The sequence below is a fragment of the uncultured Roseobacter sp. genome (genome assembly GCF_947491795.1).
Taxonomy (GTDB): domain Bacteria; phylum Pseudomonadota; class Alphaproteobacteria; order Rhodobacterales; family Rhodobacteraceae; genus Roseobacter.
In genome coordinates, this window is the sequence record NZ_CANLKW010000003.1 from 240,489 (window position 1) to 263,454 (window position 22,966).

Annotated in this window: 17 protein-coding genes and 1 pseudogene; 9 read left to right on the forward strand and 9 right to left on the reverse strand. The window is 58.1% G+C overall.

Translation table 11 applies throughout. The annotated features are described in order from the left end of the window. Nucleotides 1-147: 147 nt before the first annotated feature. The 3 genes from Q1A34_RS13050 to Q1A34_RS13060 all read left to right on the forward strand — a co-directional run bounded on the left by Q1A34_RS13050 (nt 148) and on the right by Q1A34_RS13060 (nt 5,259). Nucleotides 148-1,842: an ABC transporter transmembrane domain-containing protein gene (locus Q1A34_RS13050; protein WP_300034676.1), complete on the forward strand. Its 1,695-nt coding sequence runs from the start codon at nt 148-150 to the stop codon at nt 1,840-1,842. Then, a complete protein-coding gene (locus Q1A34_RS13055) occupies nt 1,842-3,932 on the forward strand; it encodes an ABC transporter transmembrane domain-containing protein (RefSeq protein WP_300034679.1) in 2,091 nt (696 codons plus the stop codon). Before Q1A34_RS13050 ends, Q1A34_RS13055 begins: the two co-directional genes overlap by 1 nt. A gap of 91 nt (nt 3,933-4,023) precedes the next feature. Continuing rightward, nucleotides 4,024-5,259: an HlyD family type I secretion periplasmic adaptor subunit gene (locus tag Q1A34_RS13060; protein ID WP_300034682.1), complete on the forward strand. Its 1,236-nt coding sequence runs from the start codon at nt 4,024-4,026 to the stop codon at nt 5,257-5,259. Between the two features lie 210 nt (nt 5,260-5,469). Here Q1A34_RS13060 and Q1A34_RS13065 read toward each other — a convergent pair whose 3' ends face one another. From Q1A34_RS13065 to Q1A34_RS13075, 3 genes and pseudogenes are all read right to left on the reverse strand, one after another. After that, on the reverse strand, nt 5,470-7,152 hold the full coding sequence (locus Q1A34_RS13065) for an EAL domain-containing protein (RefSeq protein ID WP_300034685.1): 1,683 nt from the start codon (nt 7,150-7,152) through the stop codon (nt 5,470-5,472). A gap of 96 nt (nt 7,153-7,248) precedes the next feature. Beyond that, nucleotides 7,249-7,977, reverse strand: a pseudogene (locus tag Q1A34_RS22050) (PAS domain-containing protein); the annotation flags it as partial. Between the two features lie 115 nt (nt 7,978-8,092). After that, complete coding sequence (locus tag Q1A34_RS13075) at nt 8,093-9,115, reverse strand: LacI family DNA-binding transcriptional regulator (RefSeq protein ID WP_300034691.1); 1,023 nt, start codon at nt 9,113-9,115, stop codon at nt 8,093-8,095. A gap of 195 nt (nt 9,116-9,310) precedes the next feature. Here Q1A34_RS13075 and Q1A34_RS13080 point away from each other — a divergent pair, with 195 nt between their 5' ends. The 5 genes from Q1A34_RS13080 to Q1A34_RS13100 all read left to right on the forward strand — a co-directional run bounded on the left by Q1A34_RS13080 (nt 9,311) and on the right by Q1A34_RS13100 (nt 14,365). After that, entirely contained in the window at nt 9,311-10,393 is a 1,083-nt protein-coding gene (locus tag Q1A34_RS13080; RefSeq protein WP_300034694.1) for an ABC transporter ATP-binding protein, read from the forward strand. A 35-nt stretch (nt 10,394-10,428) separates the two neighbouring features. Beyond that, nucleotides 10,429-11,766, forward strand: a complete 1,338-nt coding sequence (locus Q1A34_RS13085) for an extracellular solute-binding protein (RefSeq protein WP_300034697.1) — start codon at nt 10,429-10,431, stop codon at nt 11,764-11,766. A 78-nt stretch (nt 11,767-11,844) separates the two neighbouring features. After that, a complete protein-coding gene (locus Q1A34_RS13090) occupies nt 11,845-12,762 on the forward strand; it encodes a carbohydrate ABC transporter permease (protein ID WP_300034700.1) in 918 nt (305 codons plus the stop codon). Further along, nucleotides 12,762-13,634 (forward strand): carbohydrate ABC transporter permease, encoded by an 873-nt coding sequence (locus Q1A34_RS13095; protein WP_298836790.1) that lies wholly within the window; start codon nt 12,762-12,764, stop codon nt 13,632-13,634. Before Q1A34_RS13090 ends, Q1A34_RS13095 begins: the two co-directional genes overlap by 1 nt. Then, a complete protein-coding gene (locus Q1A34_RS13100) occupies nt 13,634-14,365 on the forward strand; it encodes a cytochrome b561 domain-containing protein (protein ID WP_300034704.1) in 732 nt (243 codons plus the stop codon). Before Q1A34_RS13095 ends, Q1A34_RS13100 begins: the two co-directional genes overlap by 1 nt. A 4-nt stretch (nt 14,366-14,369) precedes the next feature. Here the strand turns inward: Q1A34_RS13100 and Q1A34_RS13105 are convergent, their stop codons facing one another. From Q1A34_RS13105 to Q1A34_RS13125, 5 genes are read right to left on the reverse strand one after another with little or no spacing between them, the layout of a single operon-like run. Further along, complete coding sequence (locus Q1A34_RS13105; protein WP_300034707.1) at nt 14,370-15,857, reverse strand: AMP-binding protein; 1,488 nt, start codon at nt 15,855-15,857, stop codon at nt 14,370-14,372. After that, nucleotides 15,854-17,257: an aldehyde dehydrogenase family protein gene (locus tag Q1A34_RS13110; protein ID WP_300034710.1), complete on the reverse strand. Its 1,404-nt coding sequence runs from the start codon at nt 17,255-17,257 to the stop codon at nt 15,854-15,856. The genes Q1A34_RS13105 and Q1A34_RS13110 overlap by 4 nt, the downstream gene beginning before the upstream one ends. Before the next feature lie 57 nt (nt 17,258-17,314). Then, a complete protein-coding gene (locus Q1A34_RS13115; RefSeq protein ID WP_300034713.1) occupies nt 17,315-18,283 on the reverse strand; it encodes a tripartite tricarboxylate transporter substrate binding protein in 969 nt (322 codons plus the stop codon). Nucleotides 18,284-18,322: 39 nt separating this feature from the next. Beyond that, nucleotides 18,323-18,793, reverse strand: a complete 471-nt coding sequence (locus Q1A34_RS13120) for a tripartite tricarboxylate transporter TctB family protein (protein WP_300034716.1) — start codon at nt 18,791-18,793, stop codon at nt 18,323-18,325. Then, nucleotides 18,790-20,301, reverse strand: coding sequence for a tripartite tricarboxylate transporter permease (locus Q1A34_RS13125; RefSeq protein ID WP_300034719.1), 1,512 nt, complete (start codon nt 20,299-20,301; stop codon nt 18,790-18,792). The genes Q1A34_RS13120 and Q1A34_RS13125 overlap by 4 nt, the downstream gene beginning before the upstream one ends. 98 nt (nt 20,302-20,399) lie before the next feature. Between Q1A34_RS13125 and Q1A34_RS13130 the strand changes: the two genes are divergently transcribed. Continuing rightward, the gene (locus Q1A34_RS13130) at nt 20,400-21,422 is read left to right on the forward strand and encodes a LacI family DNA-binding transcriptional regulator (protein WP_300034722.1); all 1,023 of its coding nucleotides are present in this window, start codon (nt 20,400-20,402) and stop codon (nt 21,420-21,422) included. A gap of 8 nt (nt 21,423-21,430) precedes the next feature. On the opposite strand, the gene Q1A34_RS13135 is transcribed toward Q1A34_RS13130, so the two are convergent. Beyond that, complete coding sequence (locus Q1A34_RS13135) at nt 21,431-22,909, reverse strand: alpha/beta fold hydrolase (RefSeq protein ID WP_300034725.1); 1,479 nt, start codon at nt 22,907-22,909, stop codon at nt 21,431-21,433. Nucleotides 22,910-22,966: the final 57 nt, after the last annotated feature.

Genomic DNA, 22,966 nt, shown 5'->3' on the forward strand with positions numbered 1-22,966 from the left:
AATCACTTCAAATAAAAACTTTAAGCAACTGTTTTTATTAAAATACTATCCAAATTTCGCAATGGGTAAATGGTTTGATAATGACCATGGTTTATCCGTTCCTCGGGGATGGCAGGAGGTGCGCAGGGCGTGCGAAAATCAACAGTCATGAATGGGAACATTGTTCGGCCGCCAAGGCTCGGTGCACCGGTTATCGTCACATCACTGTGCGTTAACCTGCTCGCACTCGCGCTGCCACTGGTTGTGCTGCAGGTGTTTGACCGGGTTATTCCGTTCGAATCCTATTCGACGCTCAGCCTGCTGTTCATCGGCCTGTGTATCGTTGCCGTTCTTGACTTTGCCCTCAAGTGGGCCCGGCTTATTCTGCTGGGACATGAAGGCGAGAAATTTGAGCTTGATCTGGGCGAACGGTTTTTGGACAGATCTCTGAACGCTGACCCCTCTGCCTACGACAAGTCATCTACCGGTGATCATCTGGAGCGTCTGAACGCGCTTGCCCAGCTCAGGGATTACTATTGCGGGCAGGGTCGTCTTTCTGCAATCGACCTCCCATTCTCTGGAATTTTTATTGTCATGATCGCTCTGATTGGCGGTTGGCTGGTTCTCGTACCTCTCACTGGCCTGGCACTGCTTTACGCGTTCAAATTCGTACTGCAGCGCGCCCAGGCGCCGGTTTTTGAAAAGCGGAAATCGTTGGACGGGCGTCGGTACTCCTTTCTCATTGAGTGTCTGTCCCAGATCATGACGGTCAAAGCCGACACTATGGAACCGCAACTCCTGCGCAGATATGAGGTTTTGCAAAACCAGTCGGTCGATATCAGTGAAAAACTGATCAGGCTGTCCGGCCTGTCGCAGTCGTTTGGCGCACTCTTTTCACAGGCCGCAGTGGCCGCAACGGGTCTTTTCGGTGCCTACCTGGTCATCAACGGTCAGATTGGTGTTGCAGAGCTTGCAGCGTGTATGCTGCTGAACGGTCGGACGGTTCAGCCGCTGCTGAAAATGCTGAGCCATTGGGCACAGTCTGAAAGTGTTGAAGCCGCGCTTGCCAGGGTCAACGAAACAGGAAATCTGCCACAGCGCACCAAAAGAGCGCGACCTGACGGCCCTCTCAAAGGTCACCTGGTTTTTGACACCGTAAGTGCCAGACCAAATGCCGATGGTAAAAGACCATTCTCAGATGTGAATCTGGACGCGCAGCCTGGTGGGATCATCAGCGTACTGGGTTCTGCAGGAACTGCCCGGGAAACCTTCATGCGTATGATCCTAAGCGAGGAGATGCCCGAGTCCGGTCACATAAGTCTTGACGGTCGGCCTGTAGAAGAATTCAGCGAAGCACGCGGACACGGGGGTATTGTTTTTCTGGATCAGAACCCGGTCATGTTCTCGGGCACTCTTCTGGAAAACATTTCCTGTTTTGGCGAAGGCGAGGCAATTGCCCGAAGCCTGGAATACTCCGCTCTGCTTGGCCTCGAAAAGACCGTTCACCGCATGCCAATGGGCTACAATACCGTGATCGGTCCGGTGGGAGAGATCGCCTCCAGCCTTGCCCTGATGCAGACGGTTGCCCTGGTACGCGCATTGTCACTGGAACCAGCCGTACTGCTCATGAATGATGCCACGTCGGCGATGGACGACCGTGCTGTAAGACGGCTCGTTGACTGCCTGCAGTCATTGCGTGGAAAAACGACGATTGTTCTGTCGTCAGGCCAGGCAATGCTCAATGACATCGCGGATCAGTCCATTCTGCTCGCCGACACGCGCGACCAGGACTTCAGCCTTTGGGACGAAGACGCCGAACTGGACAGTTCGTCACAGATCCGTATCAGCAGCAGGAGCGCGTGATGGAACTCTCAGTTCACCCCGGCCTCGGCCTCCTCCAGCGCCTTATGATGGCAGCAGGATGGCACAGCAGCCACCGCAACCTGACCGAAGCTGCACCGCATCTGGCCGCCGAAATTTCGGCCAATGAACTGCTCGCGACACTCGAAAACCTGAACGTTCCTGTTTCCAAAGCAAAAACCAGACCTGACAAAATAACTCCTGACGACTGCCCCGCCCTCTTTGTCGAGAAATCAGGGCACCTTTACGGAATTCTGGACGCACGTGATGGCAGTCTGCTGACCTTCGCCGCCGGCGACAGTGAGCCTGTCTGGCGGGCCAGGGACGCCGGAACCGGAACGCTTGTGCGGATTGAACGTTTTGCTTCCTCCGATGAAACGGATGTACAGGATGATTTCCGAACCATCACATCCGGTTTCGGGGGGCTGATGCCCGGCCTAGTCCTCGCCTCTTTCATGACCAATCTGATGGGGCTTGCGACACCCCTGATGATCATGATGATCTATGACCGGGTCATCCCGGCAAGCACGGTGCCTCTTGTGGTTTCGCTCGCCGCTGCGGCCGCTCTGGTGCTTGCGGCAGATGCCGGTTTCCGCATCGCGAGGTCCCGCGCCGTTTCCTATATGGGTAAAACGGTCGAGCACCGGCTTGGCCTTGCGCTTTTTCGCAAACTGATGTCGCTGCCGACGGATCAGATCCAGAGCTCCGAAGTCGACCAGCAGATTGCACGGTTCAAACAGTTTGAAGGACTGCGCGATCTGTTTTCAGGTCAGATCATGATGACCCTGCTGGATATGCCGTTCATCCTGATTTTCCTGGGGCTCATTTTTTATCTCGCACCGCCTGTGGGCTTTCTGGTGATCGGGCTGATGGTCGTTTTTGCACTTGCCATCTGGATCACGCTGCCGGTGCTGGAAACGCTGAACGCGCAGGCCGCAAGGGTCAAAGCGCGGCATCAGAAGCTTATGTTTGAAACCGTGAAACTGCAGCGCAACATCTACAGGCTGGGGCTGGGCGAATACTGGCAGCAGAAAAACGCAGCCATCGCCGGGGAATCTGCGTCAGCCTCAAGGATCGCGCGGCGGTTTCAGCTGTTGTGCCAGACATTCGGGCAAAGCCTGATGATGGTTGCGGGTGTTGGTGCGATTGTCCTTGGCACGGTTTCGGCGATGCAGGGAGATATGACTTTCGGTGCTCTGATCGCGGTCATGGCTCTGGTCTGGAAGGTCCTGACCCCGCTGCAGTCCATCTATTCAAACGCGTCCCAACTGGCCGGTTTTCTGCGTAGCCGCAAACAGATTGACCGCGTTCTGGCGATGCCTCAGGAAACTGTACGGGGTGCTGCATCCTCTCATCAGAAAACCTTTGAGGGTAAAATCTCCATGTCCGGTGTCACGCATCGTTTCCCGGATGCAGCGGACCCGGTAATTTCCCAGGTATCGCTGGATATCCCCGCAGGGTCTCTGGTTACCATTTCCGGCAACAGCAGCAGCGGCAAGACCACCCTGATGGAAATGATGATGGGGCTGCGCACCCCTCTGATCGGATCTGTTCAGCTGGATGGTATGGATGTGCGCCAGATACCTGTTGATGACCTGAGGCAGGCATTCAGTTATGCCCGCAAAAAACCCGACGTCTTTCACGGCACCCTGCTCCAGAATTTCAGGCTGGCCGCGCCGACCGTTGGTGAAGATGACATTCACCGGATGATTTCAGTGATGAACCTGGACGAAGACCTCGCTGCTTTACCCGAGGGGCTGAACACCCGTCTGACGGAAAAATTCAGACGATCACTGCCGTCATCTGCATCGCGTGGATTTGCGCTGGTCCGAACATTTATCCGACCTGCGCGGGTCTACCTGCTCAACGACCCGGACGCAGGTCTCGATTATCTGCGCAAAGAAGCTCTGATCGCGCATCTGCAGGAAATTCGGGGCAGTCATACTGTGGTCGTGGCATCTAACGATCCCGACTACATCCGCCTGGCAGACCGATGCATTTACATGTCAGCAGGCCGGATCACCGCAAACGACAAAGGTGCTGACGGCCGCCGCAAGGTTACGGCTCTTATCGCAGCGAACAAGGAAACCTGACATGCCAGGACACTCGACAGAACCTCACAGGCCCGGTGTTTTCGAGCAGAAAAAACTGCGTGAAAAGTCCCATGCGCCCCGCATTTCCTCGATGGTAGCATATACACTCAGCGCGTTCATTGCCGGCGCTGTAGCAGTTGCCATGACAACAACCATCCCTGAGCTTGCCCGTGCTCCCGGAGAAATCACCACCGCTGGCCGGGCCCATCAGGTGGAAAGCATCAATGGCGGCATCGTGCAAAATGTCCACGTCCGTGAGGGCCAGACTGTTGCGCAAGGGCAAATCCTCGCCAGTCTTGTCTCTCCGGAGCTGGACAGAAACATCAGGGCCGTTCAACAACAGATCACTGCGATGAATTCGCGGGTCGAAACCCTCGAAAGCATCCTTGAATATCTTGATCGTCCCGACGGAGAAGCGGCACTGAGCCCGGTACAGGCGACGGATGTCCGCGACTATGCCCGTTCTCGTGTCTGGTTGCATGATCTTCAGAAGGAGATTTCTCAGGCGCGGGCGGAAAGTCTGAAGAATATTATTACCGAGTTGGAAGCCGCGCAGACTTTGATGGCAGGCAGAGTACGCGAGAAGGAAATTTCGGTCGAACGGTTGAGCCAATTGTTCGATTCCGGCAGTATCACAAGAGTCCGGCTCGAAGCCGAGCAGCAGTCACTCGACGAATTGCGCGGCAGGCTGATTGATGCCGGGATCGAGCTGGCCACCAACAAGGCGAACTATGCAGAGATCAGAGATAAACCTCTTGAGAGCGATCTGGCCCTGCGAGAGCAGACGCTGACCGAGTTGTTCGGTCTGCAACAGGAGACCGATCAGTTAAACACACGCCTTTCGACCCTTGAGACACAACGACAGGAACTGTTGATACGCGCTCCTGTTGCCGGTGCCATCCAGGCCGTCGATTTCCCAAAAACGGGAGAGGTTATCGAAGCCGGCAGCACACTGTTTGAACTGATAAACACCGATGAGAACCTTATTGCGGAGCTTCGGGTCGGAGAAGCGGACATCGGCCACATTCAGGTAGGTGATCACGTGTCTCTTAAACTGACTACCTACGATTCACGCAGGTACGGCGAAATCACTGGTCGCATTGAAAGCCTGTCTCCCAATGTCGTTACAGATCCAACTGACGGATCGACTTTCTTCCGCGGTGTTGTGGCGCTGGATACACTGACGATTGGCCAGGGCGATCTGGAGCGGCCCGTCCGTGTCGGCATGGCCGGCGTCGCAGAGGTGGTGACTGACGAGCGGAGTATGATGGCCTACCTTGCAAAGCCGGTTTACCGGTCCCTCGAAAGCGCATTTGGTGAAAGATAAAAATCGGGTTGTTTGAGACATCGGGCATTTTACGGCATCAAAAAGAATGCATTGCCCGTTTCAGACAAAATCGGTGAAGGCTGCTCCCGCAATCTGATCACAGGTATGGCCAGCGTTCATTCTTATCCAACCGAATACTGTGTTCCAAAGCACGCATTTGGTACCAGTTTCGTTCAGCGCAACAATGAAAACAGACCCTCCATGCGCCTTTCAGGCGCGCTTCAGATGAGTAGCATTCGCCCGGTATTCCGACAGGAAAGTCGCAGTTTTTGCAGCATTCATCGGATAGGCCAGTGCATAGCCTTGCAGATACCCACATCCAAGGGTTTGCAAAATTGAAACGTGATCTGGCGTTTCAACCCCCTCTGCGACGACTTCGATGTCGAGCATCCTGCCGATCTGGATGATTGTTTCAACCAGCGCGCGCTGCCGTTCCGACCTGACAACCGGCTGGATGAGCAATCGGTCAATTTTCAGTTTCTTCGGAGCAATCTCTAGCAGGCTGACAATAGAAGCGTGCCCACTGCCAAAATCGTCAATTTCAACGTCGATACCCATCTCATCAATCAGTCTGAGGTTGTTTTCGATCACGTCGTTTTTGGAATCGAGAAAAGCCGATTCAAGAAGCTCGAAAGAAACCCGGCCGCGGGGAATATTCAAACTCTTGATTCTGTTTCCGAGCGACGGATCGTTGAGCCTGTGGGCAGATACATTGACAGAAATCCGCGGTACCCCGACCCCCTTCTCTTCCCAGGAAGTCATATCGCTCAGCGCTTTTTGCAAAACCAATTCATCAAACTGGGCAACGAGACCCATATCTTCTGCCATGCCAAGGAATTCATCCGGCATCAGCAAACCAAACTCTGAACTTTCCCACCGCACCAGCGCTTCAAGGCCGGAAACCTCCAGCGTCCGGGCGTCAAACTGCGGCTGGTAATGGCAGGTGATCTCGCCCTGATCGAACCCCGCCAGCAAGGCATCAAATGAATTCTTTCGGCGTTTCGCCTCTTCACGCATGGCCCGGTCGAAAAACCTGCAACGGCCACGGCCGGCTTTCTTGGCCTGGTAAAGTGCGATATCGGCATCAATGAACAAAGAGTTCCCCAGAGAGCTGCGGCTCCTCGACACCGCAATGCCGATACTCGTTCCGATGTTACATTGCTGGGATTCGTAGAAATACGGGCGTGCCATTTCCGATATTATGCGTTTTGCGATCTCTCTCAGCACATCATCGGTCGGCGCGTCCGGAACCAGTGCCACGAATTCATCGCCACCAACTCTGGCGACAAGAGCATTGTCCGGCAGGTTATCCTGCAACAAAGCAGCTGCATGTTTCAGGGTCGCGTCACCCGCGTCATGGCCCAGTGTGTCGTTGATCTGCTTAAAGTGGTCGATGTCAAAATGTAGAACAGCAATCCTGTCGCGATGTTTGCTTTCGCTGTTGATTAGTTCGGTGAAGACGTCATCAAGATACCGCCGGTTCGCCATTCCGGTCAGCGCATCATGCCGGCTGTCATGTTCAAGCTGGGCACGGGCGGCTTCCAGTTGCTGAGCGTGTTCATAATCAGACGTCACATCGAAGTTCACACCGAAATATCGGGCCCCGTGATCACTTGATTTGACATATTTACCGCGCGTTCGGATATACCGCACTGAACCATCAGGTCGCAACATACGATAATCTGTTGCGATGTCGCGCTCTTCGGCAAGACACTGTTCCGAAAGCCGGGTGACGGCCTCGCGATCTTCCGGGTGTATTGTCTGTGACCACGCGTCTGCATCAACAATGTTTTTGCCTTTTGGCATATGGAAAATTTCCAGAAGCTGGTCGTCCCAGAAGGCATATTTTGCACCGACATCGTATTCCCAACGCCCCATGCCGGCGGCTTCCATCGCGATTTCGAGGCAGCGCGCGATGTGCTGGCTTTCTGCCTCGCCCGCCTTGATGTCGGACACATCCGTATCGGTGCCGATGATCCTCGCCGGCCTGCCTTCCTTGTCGCGACGCACAACCATACCGTTGCTGAAAATCCAGACCCAGTGACCCGCGGTGTGCTTTTGCCGGAATTTGTAGCTGATGGTTTCCGTCTCACCGGTCTCAAGACGCTCAAGTTCGTGGAGAATGTGGTCTCTGTCCTGTGGGTGTATCGTTTCCAGCCAGTCATCATTGTTCGTCGGCACCTCAGCGTCCTGCGTCATACCGCGCATGCGGCGCCATCCGGCGGAAACATAATGCTGGTCGTTTTCAAAATCGTGATCCCAGACGCCCTGGCTTGCACTGACGATTGCGGTGCGCCAGCGCCACTCGCTTTCCGCCAGACTGCCGGGTTCCGGCTCATCAATCCGGAGCACTGCAGGATGTTGCCGACCTGCATCCAAGCCTTCTGCAAAGGTCTGTGCCTGGTAGAAAAACAAATGCTCCTCGCTGTCCGGCACCCGAAACGCGCGGAGTCTGAAAGCAACCGGCGGCTGCGCCGGCGGGCCGTTCAGCTTTGCAACACAATCGCCGGAAACCCCGGACCATACCTCTGCCAGATCGGTTTCTGACGGGCACCCGGTAGACGGACAGCATAAAGACCGCAGATCGGCGCCGGCAAGATTGGCTTTGGACGGGAGCCCGAGGATTTTTGCGGCCTCCTCGTTCGCTGCACGGATTTTCAGGTCGGCGCCGGCCACAAATGCAGGAAAAGCCACGGCATTAAGTAATGCCGTACTCATTTCCGTTGTCTGATCCGGATAGTTATCGCCCAAAACAGCGCCCTCGTTTCTGACGGCCTTGGTACGATGCGGGCTTTAAGGACCAGTTATCATTTAAAAATCTAGGTTTAATCTGTCACAGATCAATTTGATCGCAGGTTGTCTGCCCTGCTTCAAACTGCAAGGGTAACACGGTGCTTTCCGGTGTTGGCACGCCATTGATACGCGCCAGCAGATGACGTGCGCCGGTGATCCCCATCAGCCGCCGCTGTGTCCGGATTGTTGTCAGTTTCATCGGCAGGACGGTCGCCAGATCAAGTCCGTTGAACCCTACGATCCCGATGTCTCCCGGCACCGAAAGACCGCGCGCCTGACAGCACATCAGACCACCGAAGGCCATGTGATCATTGAGATAACAGATGATATCCGGACAATCCGCATCCAAGAGTTTTGCAGTGCCGTCAAAGCCTGTCACAAAGGCATTTCCCAGCGATGGTCTGGATGCCGCTACATCGGCCCCGCCAGCCGGACCAAAAACACTGCGCAATCCTTCCAGTCGCGCATCTGCGCGCTTGTCATGTCCCAGCGGTGTGCTGACGAAGGCGGGCCGGCGGTACCCCAGAGACACAGCATGTTCCCCGATCATCTGACCGGCTCTGAAGTGATCAATGCCGACACAGATGTCGATCGGATCATCCGTATGGTCCCAGATTTCCAGCACGGGTATCGGTGAGGCCCGCAACAGTTCCCGGGTCTCCGGATGATGATCAATGCCTGTCAGTATGATCGCGGCGGGCTGCCATGAAAGCAGCCGTCGAACCCAGCTGAGCTCTGCATCCGGATCATATTCGGTGGTGTCAATCACACTGGAGTACCCGGCGCTGTCAAAAGTCTGACGCATGCCGTTCAGAATATCCGCAAAGACCTCTCCGGCGAAAGTTGGCAGGGAAATACCAATGAGGTTCGAGTTAGAGACCACCAGTGAGCGTGCCGCACTGTTAGGCATGTATTTCATCTGACGCGCCACTTTGAGGATGTCCGCGCGCGTTTTTTCCGAGACGCCCTCAACGCCTCTGATAGCGCGGGAAACGCTCATGACACTGACCCCGGCCCGTCGGGCGACATCCTCAATCTTTGTCGGCGTGGCACGTCGCGGCACTCTGGCTCTCCCGTCATCAGGTCCAGCGGATCTCTGAATTACTCAGCAGAATCAATCGGCTGAACAGCGATTTACGTTAACGTTAACGTAGTTTTCGGTTTTTGTCCTTCCTGAATTCAGCGGGGGCATGCACTCTGTAAGGACCGGTCGGCTGCTTCATTGTGCTGTCCGGATGCGCATCGGGGGGAGAACGACGTGCCGAGAATTGTGTTTGATCAGGTGGCTAAAAGCTATGGCTCTGTAGAGGTGCTGCCACCCTTTGATCTGGAGCTCGACGACGGCGAGTTCACCGTTCTTGTTGGCCCGTCGGGCTGCGGAAAATCTACAACCCTGCGCATGCTTGCTGGCCTTGAAACACTGTCGGGCGGCGAGATTTACTTTGATGAGCGACCGATCAGCCGGCTGGATCCCAAGGAAAGGGACCTGGCGATGGTGTTTCAGGACTATGCTCTTTATCCGCATATGAACATCGCCAAGAACATGTCCTTTGCGCTGCGCCTGGCCCGGGTGCCAAAGGCGGAAATCGACGAAAAGGTCCAGCGCGTCGCAGAAATGCTGAACATCGCGCATCTGCTTGACCGCAAACCGGCAGAGCTTTCGGGCGGTCAGCGCCAGCGCGTTGCGATGGGCCGGGCGCTGGTCCGGGATGCGGGCACGTTTCTCTTTGATGAACCGCTCTCCAATCTGGACGCAAAACTGCGTGGCAAAATGCGCGCGGAACTGGCCGAGATGCGCGATACAATCGACAAAAACATGGTCTATGTGACCCACGATCAGGTCGAGGCGATGACGCTGGGAGACCGGATTGTCGTTATGAGCGACGGGCTGATCCAGCAGCAGGGCTCGCCCCAAGAGCTGTTTAAGGAGCCGCGCAACAAATTCGTGGCAGGCTTTATCGGCTCGCCGACAATGAACTTTATCGACGGTGAACTGACAGAGGAACAGGGGACCATCTGGGTGCGCGGAGACGGCTTTCACCTGCCGCTGGACGCCGATGCGGGCGCCCGCGCAAAATCTGCACCCGACCGGAACATCACTCTGGGCCTGCGCCCTTCGAGCTTTACCACGGATGTCACCCAGGGGGCGCCGATCGAGCTGCGTGTCGTGGTTTCGGAATATCTGGGCGCGCAATCGGTCCTGGTGACGCGTTGCGGTGACACGGACGTTCTTGTGGAGACACAAAGTGCGGCCCCTGTCAGATCCGGCGGCACCCAGACCTTTGGCGTCCTTACGGACGAACTCATGATTTTCGACAAGACGTCGGGGCTCAGGCTCTGACACATCAAAAGAATAGCATCAGGGAGGACTGACGAATGCTATCACTCAAATCAATCCTGACGGGGACAGCCGTTTCCGTTTCAATGGCCGGCATGGCGCTGGCTGACGGACATGGCGGGCCCTACGCGCCCTACGCCGGCACCACGCTGGTGATCAACGTGCCCGCGCACCCCCACTATAACGCCATGATGAAGGTGATCCCGGAATTCACCAAAGAGACCGGCATCGAGGTCGAGGTTGACCAGCTGCAGTATCTCAAGATGCGCGAGCGTCAGACGCTGGAGCTGACCAAGAGCGAAGGCGACTATGACATGATCGCCTATGTGGTCTTTTCCAAGGCGGATTACATCTATGCGGATCAGCTGGAAAATCTGGCCAAATACTTCATGAACCCTGCACTGGCGGATCCGAACTATGACCAGGGCGACCTGATTTCAGGCTATGTTGAGAACATCGGTGTCGCCGGTGGCCAGAAGGGTTACCTGCCCGGACAGCTTGGCTCTGCGTACGGCATTCCCTTCGGCTCCGAGACATCCGTTCTCGCTTACCGCAAGGACATCTTTGAAAAGCACGGCATCGGCGTGCCGGAAAGCTATGACGATCTGCTGGATGCGGCCTGCAAGATCCCCGAGGTCGAGGAAGGCATGGGTGGCATGGCCTCCCGCGCGGCATCCGGCCACCAGGCCAGCCACGCATTCCTGCTGCACCTTGCCCCGCTGGGTGGTCGCGTCTTTGACGACAGCTGGGAGCCGATCATCAACAATGAAGCCGGTGTCGCAGCGGCCAACGCTCTGAAAACCATCGTGGATTGTGGCCCCGAAGGCAGCCAGACGTTCGGTCCCGCCGAAGCTGCCGCTGCTTTCAGCCAGGGTCAGGCCGCGATGTTCATGGACAGCATTGCCTTTGCTGCCGGGTTTGAAGACCCGAGCAAATCCAAAGTGGCCGGCAAGGTCGGTTACGCGCTGCACCCCGCAGGTGTGCGCCGTGGCAGCCAGACCGGTGGTTTTGGCATCGCGATACCGAAAAACGCCCAGAACAAAGAGGCCGCATTCCTGCTGATGCAGTGGCTGACCTCGAAAAAGGGTGACCTGATGGTGGCCATGGCGGGTGGTAACCCCTCGCGCTTCTCCACCTACGAGAACGCTGAGCTGAACGCCAAATACCCCTACTCCGCGACCTTTGGTGAAGCGCTGAAGTACGCTGACCCCGACTGGCGTCCGATCATCCCCACATGGGGCAAGATCAATGCCGACATCGGTACAACCATGAGCCAGGTGCTGACCGAGGGCCTCGACCCGCAGGAAGCGCTGAACGGTGTGGCTGAACGCGCCCGCGCAATCATGGATGAGGCCGGGTACTACACCTGGCAGTAAGCTCTCCCTCCCAGGAGCACCGCCGGGCCGCACGATCTGCGGACCGGCACCCCCACCCTGCACCGATGGATCCGTGACATGCAGACCGCAAACGTCAACAGGCTCACGCCATATCTCTTTCTGGCCCCTGCCGCGATCATCATGGGCATCGCCCTGCTCTACCCCATCGGCTACATGGTCTATGCCAGTTTTCTTGACTGGAACCCCAGCCAGCGCATCGGAGAGGCAGAGTTTGTAGGCCTGCGGAACTACATCAACCTGCTGGGCGATGCCGCTTTTCTGGAAAGTTTCTGGGTCACCATCAAGTTTGCCGCCGTCGTTGTGACACTCGAGATGTTTCTCGGTGTTGGCCTCGCGCTGCTGCTCGACCGGAACATCCGCGGCATGTCGTTGCTGCGCACGCTCTTTATTCTGCCGATGATGATCGCACCCATCGTTGTGGGTCTGATGTGGCGCTACATGTACCACCCGACCGTCGGCATCTTTAACCGCACCCTGAAATCATTGGGGCTGGACTCTGTGCCCTGGCTGTCGGACGGCAACTGGGCCTTTGCCTCGGTCGTGATCGCCGACGTCTGGCAGTGGACACCGTTCATTTTTATTCTGTCACTGGCAGCGCTCCAGTCCCTGCCCCAGTCTGCGATGGAGGCCTCGCGCATTGATGGCGCCACCGGCTGGCAGCAGGTCATCTACATCAAACTGCCGCTGATGCTGCCCGTGCTGATTGTGACACTGCTGCTGCGCCTCATTGATGCCTTCAAGGTGCTGGAGGTGATCCTGGTGCTGACCAACGGCGGGCCGGGTCTGTCGACCGAAATTCTGTCGTTGCGCATCTCGCGCACCGCATCAGAGTTCCGCGAGCTGGGCGAGGCTGCGGCCATGTCGAACTTCCTGCTCATCCTGCTGATGGTCCTGACCTTTGGCATGTTCTTCTACAACAAGGCGATGGAGGTGCGCGCCGCGCGCCTGCGCGCCGCCGCCGAAGAGGATCTGTAATGGCCGACAAGACCTACGACCGTCAGAACCCAGCGTTTTATGCCCTGCTGGTCGCCCTGGTGGTGATGTCCGTCGGGCCGATTGCGATGATGCTGATGACGTCGCTCAAGCTCAACGTCGACATCATGTCGGATACCTCTTCGCTGCTCTTTATGCCGACATTGCGCAACTATGAAACCGCGCTCTGCGACTTTCTGTGGTACGAGGCCCCGCACATTGACTACTGCGACAAGACCTTCGGGCGGGCGCTGGTCAACTCGCTGATCATCGCGCTGGTCTCGACCGTTCTGACGCTGGTGATCGGCTGTATGGCCGCCTATGCGCTCGTGCGGTTCCGCTTTATGGGGCGGGACACGGTATCGCTGGCCACACTTGGTATGCGTATGGTGCCGCCGGCGGTCCTGCTGGTACCAGTGTTCGGCATCTGGACGTTCCAGTTCCAGATCGACGGGACACGGGCGGGTATCATCCTGGTCTATGTCGCGATGAATCTGCCTTTTGTGATCTGGATCCTGCAAAGCTTTATCGTTCAGGTGCCGATCCAGCTGGAAGAGGCCGCGCGCATGGACGGTGCCGGACCCTTTGGTGTGTTTTTTCTGGTCGTCCTGCCGCTCATTAAACCGGGCCTTGCTGCTGCGGCGATCTTTACCTTCCGTGTGGCCTGGAATGAGTTTTTGCTGGCTAACGCCCTTGCTGACCGAAACTCCCGAACTGTGCCGGTGACAATCGTGAATTCCATGACTGAGTTTGATATCGACTGGGGCGTGATCATGGCGACCGGCATGCTGCTGGCCATTCCGCCGATTATCTTCACCTTTGTGGCCTCCCGCCAGATCATCACAGGAATGACCGCAGGCGCGGTCAAGGGCTGATGCTGGGCTGGCTGCTTGCACCAATGGACCCGGGGGTGGCCCATGATGTGGGCGGTATGCTCAGCTGGCACGCACGGGTCATGGTGCTGGCCTGGGGCGTGCTGGTCCCCTGGGGGATTTTCGTTGCGCGCTACTTCAAAGTGCTGCCGGGCCAGGACTGGCCGCGCAAGCTGGACAACCATGTCTGGTGGAACACGCACAGGATCTGCCAGTACACGGCCTGCGCGCTGATGCTCGCCGGTCTCTGGCTGATCCTCAGCGCCGGGCCGGTCACTACGCGCCCAGGCCCGCATGCACTGATCGGCTGGGCGGCCCTGGCGCTGGCGCTGGTTCAGATTGCCGGTGGCATCCTGCGTGGCTCCAAAGGCGGGCCAACAGACCCGGCAGCAGATGGGACGCTGCATGGCGATCACTATGACATGACCCCCCGCCGGCTGGTTTTCGAATATGTTCACAAATCAGCGGGGTATGTGGCCCTGCTGTTCGCGGTGGCCGCAATCCTGACCGGCCTCTGGCAGGCCAATGCGCCGAACTGGATGTGGCTTTGTCTCGTTTTGTGGTGGGGCGCCCTTTTGGTCGCATCGGTCATTTTGCAAAACCGGGGCATGGCCGTGGACACCTATCAGGCCATCTGGGGCCCGGACCCCCGATTGCCCGGCAACCAGCGTAAACCGATCGGTGTCGGTGTATCCCGACGCGGAGAAGGCAGCGATATTCAGGGCTCTTCCTGAAAAATCAGACAATCTGCGCCAGTTTCATCCGCTGGATTTTGCCTGATGGCCCTTTGGGGAGTTCGGAAAGAAAATGAATGCGCTCAGGCGCTTTGAACTGCCCCAGTTTTTCGATGCAGATGCTGATCAGATCACCGTCAGACAACCCCGATCCGTTGCGTACTCTGACTGCGGCCTCGACCCGCTCGCCATAGGTCTTGCAGGGCCTGGCAAAAGCAGCGGCCTCGATCACGTCGCCATGTGAATAAAGCGCTTCATCGATTTCGCGCGGGGCGATGTTTTCGCCGCCTTTTATAATCAGTTCCTTGAGCCTGCCCGTCACAAACAGGTATCCGTCTGCATCTCTGCGCCCGAGATCACCGGTGCGCAGCCAGTCTCCGGAAAAGGCCTGCTCTGTAGCTTCGGCATTTTTCAGATATCCGAGCATCACATTCGGGCCCCGCACGACAATTTCCCCTTCTTCATCCTCATTACAGGGGGTCATATCGGAGCGCATCACTGCAACCTCGTTGCCCCATGCGACGCCGGGAGAGCCTATTTTACGCAGGCCTGGTGGCAGCGGATTGGACAGGATCTGTGCAGCCGTTTCGGTCAGCCCCATGGTTTCGACGACGGCCACGCCAAAACGTTTCTCAAACGCCTTCTGAACATCGGGCGCCAGCGCCGATGATGCGGAGCGGCCAAACCGCAACCGGGTTTGCGTGCCCTGGTCCGGATCAGCCTCACCGTGCAGCAGATGTGAAATGATCGTCGGCACAACCGAAAACCACGTAGCGCCCGTATCCGCCAGCTGGCCCCAGAACCGGCTGGCAGAAAACTTCGGACACATCGCCACGGACCCGCCCGACACCAGCGCGCCCATCAGTGTCACGCACAGACCGTTAATGTGGCAGATCGGCAGAACACAGAACCCACGATCCCTCTCGTTCAGGTCATGGGCAATGGCTGCTGTCCAGCCCCCTGCGAGCAGGCTGGACTGTGTGTGCAAAACCCCCTTGGGACGACCGGTGGTACCAGATGTATACATCAGCAGGGCATGGTCTCGCGGACCGACCGGATCAGGCTCCCCGGCTCCGGCACCGGTCCGAGGTACAAATCGGGCCATATCAGCCGGACGTGTTGCCTCAAAAACATCCTGTACGCTGTCGTGCACCAGCGCGAGGCGCGCGTCACAGTGATCCAGCGCAAATGCTATCGCCTCGCGTCCGGCGGCCAGATTGATCATCGTTGCCCGGAACCCGCCATAAACCGCCGCGTAAAAAGCCAGAACTCCTTCGCGGCCATTGGGCTGCATGATTGCGATGCTTTCCCCGGTAACGGCGCCTTCCGCCTTGAGTTGCAGGGCGATATCGCGCGCCGCCTCCCGCAGGGCGGTCCAGCTCAGATCAGGTGTTCCGTCAGTAAAGACAAACGCGGCACCACCTGCTGCCGCACGCATGTCCAGCCAGGTGCGCAGAGTGCCCGCCGGCGGACAGCCGACCTCCGCTTTCATTGGCCTGCAACCTTCCAGTAGTCACCGAAAACCTCTTCCAGAGAGGGCTCGCGCACAGGGATTTCCCGAATGATTTTCGTGGTCTGCATGAAGTGTTTCCAGTGCAGATTGTCATCGATCGAATTGCCGCCCCATGAGCCGCACCCCATAGACAGCGAAAACGGCATCCCGTTGTTGAACGCGCCACCTGTGGCAAAACAATGAGCCTGGTTCACGATCACCCGGCACGTCGGCAGAGCACGTCCCAGAGTAACAGCGCGGGCGTCATCCTGCGAATGCAGTCCGACCGAATGCCCCGCCCCCTGATGGGCCAGAATCCGGCCCGTGACAGCCACTGCATCCTCAAAGTCCGCTGCCCGGTAGAGTGCCGCAACCCGCGACAGTTTTTCACCCGACAAGGGATGACCGGGGCCAATGCCAGACGTCTCAACCGCCAGGTATTCCGTGCCTTCAGGCACATCGTTTTCCATCCCCAGCGCGCGCAGCATTTTGTCGGCATCCTGCGCAATGACCGATCTGTTCAGGTGCCCGTCCGGCCAGAGGGCGCTGACAATCCGCGCCTCGTCCCGGACAACCGCGCCTCCTGCACGGGCCATGGCTGCCAGAAAGGCGTCATAGACCGCGTCCACAACAACAATCGCGTTTTCGGAAGAGCACGACGTGGCATTGTCAAAGGTCTTGGAAGCGCGGATTTTTTCGGCGGCTGCATCCAGATCGCAGGTTTCATCCACGATGACGGTGACATTACCTGCCCCGACCGCCAAAGCCGGCGTGCCGGACGTATAGGCCCGCCGCACATTGTTCTGCGAGCCGGTGACGACGATCAGATCCGCGGTCTCCAGCAGCCGCTGGGTCTGTTCCTTGCTGCCCTTGCCCGGCACCATCTGCACCAGGTTCGGATCTTCTCCGATCTTCTCAAATTCGCGGTGCACGTAATCGAGCAGCGCGACACAGGCAGGCACGCCTTTGGGCGATGGCGACAGCACAATGGAATTGCCGCACTTCAGCGCGTTAATGATATTGTTCGCCGGCGTTGCCGCCGGATTGGTGGACGGCACGACCGCACCGATCACACCCATGGCACGCGCGATACGGGTGATCCCCGTTTCGGCATCCTCACTGATAACACCATAGGTTTTCTGACCCGCGATGTCGCGCATCAGCCCCAACGTTTTGCGGTGGTTTTTGGTGATTTTATCCGCTGTGTTCCCAAGGCCCGTGGTTTCGACGGCAAGCCCGGCCAGATGGCGGTTGCGCGCGGGCTCCATAGTCGCCCATGCAGCTGCCTGCGCTGCACGGTCATAGCGTTCCTGCGACCCCTGCGCCTCATACATTTTCTGGGCGGCACGGGCGCGGGCCACGATCTCATCTGTCTGAGCAAGACTGTCCGGCGCGTTCATGATGTTTTCCCAATGCCTGGGCCCCACCCCGCAGGTGCGGGATGGGGCGTATTGATATCAAAGACCGGCAAGCAGCTCTTTGAGTGTTTCCTCGCGGGCAGCCCACATGGCCAGCACCTCGTCCCGGGTCATGATGTTCATCGGCGATCCACCGGCTTTCATCTTTCCGGCCACGCGTGTGTTTTCAAACATCGCGGGCACCGTCTCGGCCAGCTTGTCGATCACACCCTGCGGCGTGCCTTTGGGCACCATGACACCGCGAAAGTTCACCGAGGAATTGTCAACGTCCAGGCCGCTTTCCTTCATGGTCGGCACATCGGGCAGAAATTCGTTGCGCTCCAGATCGGCGACGGCCAGGATTTTGACATTACCCGCCTCACGCGCGCGGAACGCGTCGCTGAGGTTGTTGATACCGGCCAGCACTTCGCCTGCAATCACCGCTTTCATCGCTGCAGCACCACCCCCTTTGGTGGGGATATAGGCCATTTTGAACCCGCCTGCTTTTTCCATCTGCAGCGCGGCAATGTGGTGACCCACAAAAAGACCCGCACCGGATGTCGTCAGCTTGCCCGGATTGGCGGAGGCGAAATCCATGACATCCTGCAGCGTGTTGAATTCACTGTCGGCACCGACAACCAGAACCGCCGGATCAGCGCCCCAGTTTGCAATCGGCTCAAAGCTGTCTGCTGAATACTCAACGCCGCCCTTGATCGACTGCGCGATGAAATGCGGGATGTTGTAGGCCCCCAGCGTATAGCCATCGGCCTCGGCCTGCGTGGCCAGCCAGTTCCAGCCGACACGCCCGCCCGCACCGGGTTTGTTCAGGATCGCGATGGGCATGCCCAGGGCGTCCTCGTTCCCGGCGGTCATGGTCACGATACGCGCCTGAAAGTCGGTCGCGCCACCTGCGCCATAGCTGACCATCATCATGATGGGCCGCTCAGGATAATTGGCGTGTCCGTCAGCAGCCGCTGATGTCGTCAGACCCGCGAGGGCAATGGCCGCCCCTGCCAGTAGTTTCTTCATGTTTCTTCCTCCCAATGAAATTCTGCCGCTTTGCGCGGTTCAGAAAAATATCTCCCGCGGTGTGTACACCTTGAGCAACAATGCAAAGAGACCGTACATAACGGCCATAAAGCAGGCCGTGATGATGATGCGCCGGACCCATGACCTGGCTTCCCCGTGAGGGGCCGGATCGTACAGGCTCAGCAAGATGAAAAAGGCGATGGCAGTGGCGGTATAGAACCCCAGACCCCTGGCCGCCCAGAAGATATAGATCAGAGCAACCAACAGCCCCGGTGCCAGATTGGTCAGCTGGCGCAACGAGAGGCCATTGCCAACCCGGGTCCATCCGAGGCACGCCTTGGCGAAAGTCCACAGTGCCAGAACGACAAAGACCGTTGCAATCAGGCGCGGAAACAGAAAGGCCTCTGATGGCTGCTGGGTATAACTAACCCATGTCACCCAGATGCCAACGGCGGCGACAACACCCGAGCCGATGATGTGCTGAACCCGCGGAAGGGACATATCGCTCATGCCATGATCTCCTCTTTTGAGGTGTACCGGCGCGCGCGCAGCTCCATCCATGCCGAATAGATGATCGAGGCAATCACCACCACGATCAGGAAAATGTTGAGCGTGCCGCCAAAGAAATAGGGGGCCATGCCGTCTGTTGCGCTGGCAATCATGCTGCCCTGGATAAAGTTGGATTCGGCAATGGGCCCGAGGATCAGGCCCAGCACGAGCGGTGCTGCCGAAAAGCCGAAACGCTCGAGGAAATACATCATCACGCCGAGACCCGCCATGACATAGACGTCACCCATACTGGACTGCACCGAGTAGCTGCCAAAAACCGCGAGGCCCAGAACCACAGCGGCCATCACGCTGTGTGGCACCTGGGCGACCTTTGCCGCCATGCCCGCCACATAGAGCCCGAAGAGGCACATCAGAACCTGTCCGATCAGCATCGAATTGATAAATGTCCAGGCCACGTCCGGGTGGTTGTCAAACAGATCCGTGCCGGGAAAAATCCCATGGATCAACAGCCCGCCCAGCAACACAGCCGCCGTCGGGGAGCCCGGAATAGACAGTGTCAGCAGCGGCACCAGCGACGGGCCAACCATGGCGTTGTTTGCAGATTCTGCCGCGACCAGACCCTCGGGATGCCCGGTGCCGAATTTATGCTGATCGGGGCTGAACTTCTTGGACTGATCATAGGCTACCAGCCCGGCAATCTGGCCACCCACCCCGGGAATGAGCCCGATGATCGACCCGGTGATCGTGCCGATGCCCATCGCGCGCTTGTTCTTCATCAGTTCACGGACCGCACCGCTGATTGGGTGTTTTTGCACACGGATCACCTCGGCCCCGTCGTTGCGGCGTCCCTTGGCAAACATCGTGATCACCTGCGGAATGGCAAACAGCCCGATAAGCGCCGCAATGATGTTGATGCCACCGCCCAGAGCAGGATGGAAAATGAAACGCTGCGCGCCCATAATGTCGTCAAATCCGATGGTGGCCAGCCACAGGCCGATGCAGCCCGACAAAAGACCCTTTACCACCGAGCTGGAATCGAGCGAACCAATGACCGTGACACCCAGAATGGCCAGCCAGAAGAGATGGCTGGGGCCAAAAGCAAGCGCCCATTGCGCCAGAACCGGTGTCAGGAAAATCAACAGCAGCACACCAAAAATACCGCCGACAGCAGACGACAGGAACGACAGCTGCAGCGCCTTGGCCCCCTCGCCTTTCTGCGCCATAGTGTGCCCGTCAAGGGTGGTGGCGATGTTGGCCGGCGCGCCTGGGATCTTGAGAAGAATGGCAGATACGGCCCCTCCGGCCACGGTAGAGGTATAGGCCGCGCCCAGCAGGATCAGCCCCTGGGCCGCTTCCAGCTGAAACGTAAACGGGATAAGAAGAGCCACGGCCATCGTCGGAGACAGACCTGGTGTCGCGCCAAGGATCAACCCGCCAATGGTCCCCAGCAGCAGCAAACCAAAGTTCACCGGTGTGAAAACATCGCCAAAGTAAAAAATGAATTCCACTGTGCCTCCCCGGGAGCAAGTGCCCTTGACTTAAAAACCGTAAACAATGAAAACAGTTTTGCAAATGTTTTCATTTTTACTTTCAGATATGGTCTCAAGTGGCTGAAAAAAATCATAATAAAGTTGATATTTTCGATGTCGCGAGGCGTTCCGGCGTTTCGATTTCAACCGTATCGCGCAGCTTTAACCACCCCGAACAGGTAAAACCTGCGACTCGCAAAAAGATTGACCGGGCCGTGCGGGACCTGGGCTATATCCGAAATCGCGCGGCTCAGACCATGCATGGCATCCGCAGTGGCACGATCGGGCTGGTCGTGCCCACGATTGACCACACGATTTTCGCGGAGCTCATCCATTCCTTTTCCCAGTCAGTCGAAGAACAGGGATTTCTCATTCTGGTTGCCAGCCACGGATATGACCTGGAAAAAGAATACGCCGTGGTCCGTAAATTCCTGGAGCACCGCGTCGACGGTGTCGCTCTGATCGGTCAGGACCATTCCGAGGCAACCTACCAGCTGCTGGAAAGCAACGGCACACCGGCAGTGTCCATGTGGAATTACGACCCGGCGTCCCGCCTGTCCTGTGTGGGGTCAGACAATGCGCTGGCGGGGCAGTTGGCCGCACAATGCCTGCTCGACCATGGGCACCGGGATATCGCGATGCTGTTTCCGCCCCGGTCAGACAACGACCGTGCGCGGGGCCGGTATGACGGTGCGATGCGCACCCTGCAGGCCGCAGGTGTTCACCCCGAAGGCGATATGCTGGCCGAAAGCCTCTACAGTCTGCGCGAGGCCCGCGAGGCGATTGCCGGTGTCCTGCGCCGCCCGTCACGCCCGACAGCATTGCTTTGCGGAAACGACGTGCTCGCCGCCGGCGCGCTCTGGCAGGCACAGGACGAGGGTCTGCGGGTGCCGGACGATCTGTCCATCGTCGGTATCGGCGATTTCAAAGGGTCCGGGGAGATGAGCCCTGCCCTGACCACAGTTCATCTGCCTGCACGCGAAATCGGTTTTCTGTCAGGTCAGCAGATGGTGGCAATTATCGCGGGCAGTGCCAGCCAGACCATACGTATCGACTGTGCCATCAGGTTGAATGTGCGCCAGACCTGCCGCCGGATCTGACGCCGGAGTTATCCAGCAAAAAGTGGCGTGCTGGCCGCGATTGCCCAGGCAAAGCACAATCCCAGAGCAATACCCGCTGTTTCGGGTCCTGCCCTGCGGCTGATCCAGTGGCCCATCGTCCCGTAGACCAGCCAGAACAGCAGCAGAACCGGCAGCACCGTAAAAAGAAGTCCCATCTGGCCTGTGCCGGTGCTCATTAACAGCGCCAGAACGCCCACCGGCGCAACACGCCCGGTTATCCGCTGCCACAGTGGCGCGTTGTGATGCAACATCCGGTCGGCGAGCATAAACGGGAGTGTTCCAAGGCACAGAACGGCCATCAGCGGCAACCGGGGACCGACTGGCACAAACGCGGCACCATACCGGTCCAGCGCCAGCGCAAACACGCCAAGACCCCAGAAAAGGAGCAGCGCGGTACCGGCAGGCGACGGCGCTCTGAACCTTCGTCCGCTTTTGTACAACAGCGCCAGGCAAACAGCCCCCCAGACACACAGAAAAACGGCGAGGCCCTGAAAAGCAGCGATCCCCGCGACGCTTCCCGCGCCAAAGGATGCCGCCACGAAACCCGCGCTCCCCGCCGCCACCTGAATTCCCAGATAGCGGCCAGGGTTCAGTGGCGTCCCCTCAATCTGGCCGGCGGGAAGGACACGGGACAGAGGGCGTAACAACATTACCAGCGAGACAAGCAGCACAAGTATCCACGGGCTCGTAACAACAGATCGCCCGTCGGGCGTATGCCCGAGCGTTGCCGCCAGCCAGTCGCGGGTTTCCCGAAGTGTTGTTGTGCTGAAAAGAACGCTCAGATGCTCCGTACCTGGTGCCGCGACCGCGCGGCGCATCAGATCACCGCGCCGCACTGTCTGGCCTTCGACTGCCTGCGGGTCCGTCTGCGCCAGATAGCCAAGCGCTACGGCGCGCAGCCGGTGCTCCCAGGCGCCCGAAATCATAAGCAGCGCTCCGGGGGCCGTTTCAGTGACCGCATCCGAATACATTGAGATCGCAACGATGGAAGAAGCATCCGGTGTGTTTTCTGCGGCACGGATTATGACATCTGTTGCCATGGAATGCCCGACAAATCCGGCAGGCCCTGTCAGACCGGTATGGCCGCGCAGCCAATCCAGAACCTCTGCCGTCTGCGCCACCAGCTGCCGTGTCGTCCCCTCGATCCGCGTAATATCAGCGGACATAAGGGGTCTGCTGCGGCCATGACCGTGAAAATCAAAAGCCGCGACCGTAAATCCGGCGCGCGCCAGATCGAGCGATATGGTTTGCATCAGCGTTGTGGACCCGGCAAACCCGTGTGCAACAACCACAGGCGGGCCCACCGCGCGGCCCCCTGCATGGTAAAGCGTGACCGGCCCGGCACCTGTTTCGATCCGCTTAACGGTGATCCCTGCGCGCTGCTGCTCAAGCTGCCACACCGACAAAAGCACCAACAGCGCCGCAGCAACCGCTAACCAAAAATCATACTTCTTCAGCCCTGCCATACCGCAGGACATAACCCACCGCCGCGCCAATGACAGGAAAATGATCCCACCTCTCTC